The sequence below is a fragment of the Rhodococcus sp. EPR-134 genome, assembly GCF_001647205.1.
In the GTDB taxonomy this organism is placed as follows: Bacteria; Actinomycetota; Actinomycetes; order Mycobacteriales; family Mycobacteriaceae; genus Rhodococcus_F; species Rhodococcus_F qingshengii.
Genome location: NZ_LVCT01000315.1, coordinates 1 through 5059 on the forward strand (window position 1 = coordinate 1; position 5059 = coordinate 5059).

Sequence of the window (5059 nt, forward strand, 5' to 3'; positions counted from 1 at the left end):
GTATCCCGATCTCGTCCACGACAACCACCCCGTCGAACAGCCGTCGACGCCCGAAGAGGGGTATCACTTCAGCGTCGATATCACCGACAGAGCGCTCGAATACATCGGTGACGTGAAGTCGATAGCTCCGGACCGGCCTGTATTTCTCTACTACGCACCCGGGTGCGCACACGCTCCGCATCACGCGCCCCGCGAATGGGCCGATCGCTACGCAGGCAGGTTCGACGCAGGGTACGAAGCCATGCGGGACGAGATTCTGGCCAGACAGAAGGAAATGGGACTTGTCCCGAAAGACACGACCCTGCCCTCACTCAACCCGATAGGCACTCCTGAGACCCGCACCGGGCCCGACGGCGAACCGTTCCCGCCGCTGGATTTCACCCGCCCCTGGGACACCCTCTCCGCTGACGAGCAGCGACTGTTCTCACGGATGGCGGAGGTGTACGCGGGCTTCCTCTCGCACTGTGACGATCAGATCGGACGCCTGCTCGGGTACCTCGAAGAAATCGAGCAGCTCGACAACACGATCATCGTGGTGGTCTCCGACAACGGTGCCAGCGGTGAGGGCGGACCCGACGGGTCTGTCAACGAGAACAAGATTGCGAACGGCGTACCCGACGACCTAGCCGAGAACCTGGCGAAGCTGGACGAGTTGGGCAGCACCGAGACGTACAACCACTATCCCAACGGGTGGGCGATGGCGTTCAACACGCCCTTCAAGATGTGGAAGCGGTACTCGTTCAACGGTGGAACCTGCGACCCATGCATCATCTCGTGGCCGGAGGGCATCGATGCCCGTGGCGAGATTCGAGATCAGTACCATCACGCCATCGACGTCGTCCCGACTCTGCTCGACTGCGTCGGCGTCGACTTGCCTGACACGGTGAAGGGGTACACCCAGCACCCGATTCAAGGCGTGAGCATGCGGTACAGCTTCGATGCCGGCAACATCCCCACCGCCAAGCACACCCAGTTCTATTCGATGCTCGGAGGACGAGGAATTTGGCATGACGGCTGGAAGGCCGTCACCACGCACCCGACTCTGAGCGGGTGGGGCCATTTCTCGGAAGACACCTGGGAGCTCTACCACACAGAGTTGGACCGAGCCGAGCTCCGGAACCTTGCGGATGAAGAACCCGGCAGGCTGGCAGAGCTGGTGGGGTTGTGGTTCCACGAGGCCGGTGCCAATCAAGCTCTGCCACTGGACGATCGGTCCGGTGTCGAACTCCTCACCACGCCTCGCCCCCAGTTGGCCCCGCCCCGAAACCGGTATGTCTACCGCCCGGGCGGAGCCGAGGTACCGGAAGCCGTCGCTGTCAACCTTCGTAATCGTTCATTCTCGATCGGGGCAGTTGTCGATTTGGCCGAACCAGGTGCGACCGGTGTGCGCTTCTCGCATGGTGGCAGGTTCGGTGGGCATTCGCTGTACGTCAAGGACAACCGCCTGCATTACGTGTACAACTTCCTCGGCAGTGAACAGCAGAAGATCGATGCCACCGAAGACCTTCCGATCGGCGAAAATATAATCTTGGCAGCAACTTTCGAGAAGGAAGGCGAGGATCCGCCGGGCACTGCGCACGGGGTGCTCGGCCTCTACTACGGCGATCGGAAAGTCGGTGAGGGCAGAATCCGCACTCAGCCAGGCAAGTTCAGCATCGGCGGCGGCGAAGGGCTCAATGCAGGCCGTGACAGCGGGGAGCCCGTAACCGACGACTACCCGGGTAAGTCGCCGTGGGCGTTCACGGGTGGAACGCTCAACCGGGTGGCCATCGACGTCAGTGGTGAACCTTACGTCGACCTCGAACGCGAAGCAGTGGCGATGCTCTCGCGTGAATGACAGTTCCGAGTGCGTCTAATCTGTGCCGGGCGGAAGGTATCTCACGGTAGGTACTCCGCCGGGACCGTCCAAGCGGACCTCGGCGTCGACCTGGTAGACCTCGGCTATCAGGTCGGCGGTGAGGACCTCGGTCGGGCTTCCGTGGGCAACGATGGATCCACGGTTCAGCATCACTATCGAATCGCAGAACATGGCGGCCAGATTCAGATCGTGCAATGCCATGATCGTGGTGGTGGGGAGGCGTCGCACGAGCGCGAGCAGTTCGAGTTGGTGATTGATGTCCAGGTGATTGGTCGGCTCGTCGAGTAGCAACTCGTGGGGTTCCTGAGCGAGGGCGCGCGCGATCTGGACGCGTTGGCGCTCCCCGCCGGACAGGGTGTGCCACGACCGGTCCAGCATGCCGGCGAGGTCGGTGTGTTCGATCGCTGCCCGGACGGCGTCGCGATCGGAATCCGACTGCCCACCCCACAGTCCGCGGTGAGGTGTGCGTCCGAGTTCGACTACCTCCGCGACCGTCAGATCGAGCTCGGTGTTGCTGTGCTGATCAACGGTCGCGATCCGACGCGCGATGTCGCGGCGTTTCCAGTCGGACAACGGGGTTCGGTCCAGGGTCACAACACCGGATGTCGGACGATTGTGCCCGGCAAGCAGTTTCAGCAGCGTCGATTTCCCCGAGCCGTTGGGGCCGAGAAGCCCCACCGTACTTCCGGTTGTAGGCGAGACGTCGAGGTCGTCGACTATGAGCGCCCCGCCGACCCGCCAACTGACGCCGGTAGCTTCGAGTGTCATGGCCTGGCCTTCCGTCTCCAGAGGATGACGGCAAACGCAGGCACACCGACCAGCGCGGTCACCACACCGGCCGGGAGTTCCTGCGGCGCAATGGCTGTGCGTGCCACAGCGTCGACCCAGACAAGGAAGATGGAGCCGATCAGTGCGGACGCGGGCAGGAGTCGGCGGTGGTTCGAACCGACGAGAGCCCGCGCCGCGTGCGGGAGGACCAGGCCCACGAAGCCGATGGCACCTGCGACGCTCACGATCACCGCGGTCATCAAGGCTGTTGCCAACAACAGGGTCACACGCACCCGCCACACGTTCACCCCCAGCGACGACGCCGCGTCCTCGCCGAAGGCAAAGGCGTCGAGTGCGCGGGAGTGAGTCAGACAGACCACGAGGCCGACTGCGTCCACCGCAGCGCAGAGTGCGACGTCGAGCCAGTCGGCGCCGCCGAGTGAGCCCAGGAGCCAGAACATCACGCCGCGGGTCTGCTCGGGATCGGCCGAGGTGATGACGATGAACGAGGTGAGCGCGGAGAACAGTTGGGTCGCGGCGACACCGGCCAGGATCACCCGATCCGGCGTGCCGCCGGCCGCATGGGCGAGCAGCAACACAAGGGCGAAGGAGATCACCGCGCCGATGAAGGCGCCGCTCGACAAGCCGATCACTCCCGACCCGACTCCGAGGATCACGATCAGTACGGCACCGGTCGAGGCGCCGGACGAGATACCGAGGACAAACGGATCGGCCAGCGGATTGCGAAGCAGCGACTGCATGATCGCACCGCACAACCCGAGACCGGCACCGCAGAGCGCGGCGAGCAGGGTGCGCGGCAGACGGAGGTCCCACACGATGCCGTCACGGATAGGGGTGACGTCCGCCGCGGTACCGCCGAGATGGCCGACGACAATCGAAGCCACCTCACCGACCGACAGACCGGCCGGCCCCAACGTGATGGCAACGGCGGCTGATCCGGCCAGCGTGACAACACCGATCACCCACAGCAGGGTGACGGTCGTCGGGTTGTCACGCAGCCGAACTCTTGTCGTCATCTCACGCCGTAGACCACGTAGTCGTCGAACAGTTGCCAGACCGTCCCCGACTCCCGAAAACCTGCTTGCGCGAGCGCCGCCAACTGGAAGTCGACGGCTGTGGGCGCGGTGGCGTCACGTCCGGCGAATCTACGCTCACGCTCGTCGGTCAGTGCCCCGATGCCGTGAGTGGCCCGCAGCTCGTCCCACCAGCTGTCCCACTCGGGAGCGCCCGCAGCAAAGGCGGAGCGTTGCGTCTGCTCGTCGTGAGCGTTCGCCCATCGGCTTATGACGGGGGATCGGCCGTCGAAGCGAAAGTGATCACCATTGAGCAGAACGCCGGCAGGGCTCAGCAGTTCGCGGCACTGCCGATACACCTCGACGAGCTGCTGCGGTTGCAACCAGTGCAGCGCGGTTGTCGACACTATCGCCTGAACCGGCGCAGCCACCGAATTCGGCCAATCGGCTCCCGCCAGGTCTGCGTCGATCAGCTGCAGTCGGTCACCGAAACGCGTCGACGACTGGCGGGCGAGCTCCAGCAGCATCGGGTCGTAATCGATCCCCACAACGCTCGCATGCTCGAACTTTTCGAGAATCCGGGCGCTCAGTGAACCCGGCCCGCAGGCCAGGTCGACAACCGTGAACGGGGCGTGCGCGTGCTGCAATTCGAGGACGTCGAGAATCACGTCGAAGCGCTTCTCACGGTCGGCGATGTATGCCGCCTGCTGGTCGTCCCACCGACGCACCAGTTCACAGATCTCCGCGGACATCTAGACCACACCCAACTGGCGCAGCCCGTCGGAGAGCTGTTCGATGCCACCGACATTGCGGATCGAGGGATCCATCGTCGTTCCTTCGAGGATGATGTAACGCTTGTTCTTCACTGCGGTGAGCTTGCTGGCGACCGGGTCCGATTCGAGGAACGCGATCTTGTCTGCGGCACTGTCGCCGTCTCCACCGCGGTCGAGATCTGCGAGCACCAGCACGGTCGGGTCTCGATCGAGGACACTCTCCCAACCGATTTCGGGCCAGTACTGCTTGTTGTCATCGAAGGCGTTCTTCGCACCCACCGCGTCGGTCATGATTCCCGGTGCACCGCAGCACCCGGCGAAGTACGGCGTCTTCGTGGCTGCATACCACCACGCCAGCGTCACGTTCTCAGCTCCCAGTGCCGCCGTGGCGGTGGCCGCGCGATCCTTCAGACTCTCGGTGAGCTCGACACCTTTGTCCTTGACATCGAACAGTGTTGCCACGTCGTCGATTTCGTCGTACAAGTCGTCGAGCGTGAGAGCCTTGCTCTGCTCGGCATCCTGACCGGTGCACTCGCTGGGTGACTGATATGTCGCGACACCGAGGTCGGTGAACTTGATCCGGTCGGCGATGCCCTCCGAGGTGAACGTGTAGTTGAACGTCGTGT

The 5059-nt window shown here is 63.8% G+C and carries 5 protein-coding genes; 1 reads left to right on the forward strand and 4 read right to left on the reverse strand.

The annotated features are described in order from the left end of the window. Positions 1–1837: sulfatase-like hydrolase/transferase (locus A2J01_RS14525; protein WP_064112960.1), on the forward strand; the 1837-nt coding region annotated here is incomplete at its 5' end. 15 nt (positions 1838–1852) lie between these two features. On the opposite strand, the gene A2J01_RS14530 is transcribed toward A2J01_RS14525, so the two are convergent. From A2J01_RS14530 to A2J01_RS14545, 4 genes are all read right to left on the reverse strand, one after another. Next, positions 1853–2626, reverse strand: a complete 774-nt coding sequence (locus tag A2J01_RS14530) for an ABC transporter ATP-binding protein (protein WP_064112961.1) — start codon at positions 2624–2626, stop codon at positions 1853–1855. After that, complete coding sequence (locus A2J01_RS14535; RefSeq protein WP_064112962.1) at positions 2623–3663, reverse strand: FecCD family ABC transporter permease; 1041 nt, start codon at positions 3661–3663, stop codon at positions 2623–2625. Before A2J01_RS14535 ends, A2J01_RS14530 begins: the two co-directional genes overlap by 4 nt. Beyond that, on the reverse strand, positions 3660–4412 hold the full coding sequence (locus A2J01_RS14540) for a class I SAM-dependent methyltransferase (protein WP_054827306.1): 753 nt from the start codon (positions 4410–4412) through the stop codon (positions 3660–3662). The genes A2J01_RS14535 and A2J01_RS14540 overlap by 4 nt, the downstream gene beginning before the upstream one ends. Further along, positions 4413–5059, reverse strand: a 647-nt coding sequence (locus A2J01_RS14545) for an ABC transporter substrate-binding protein (protein WP_156519279.1), incomplete at its 5' end; no start/stop codon positions are given.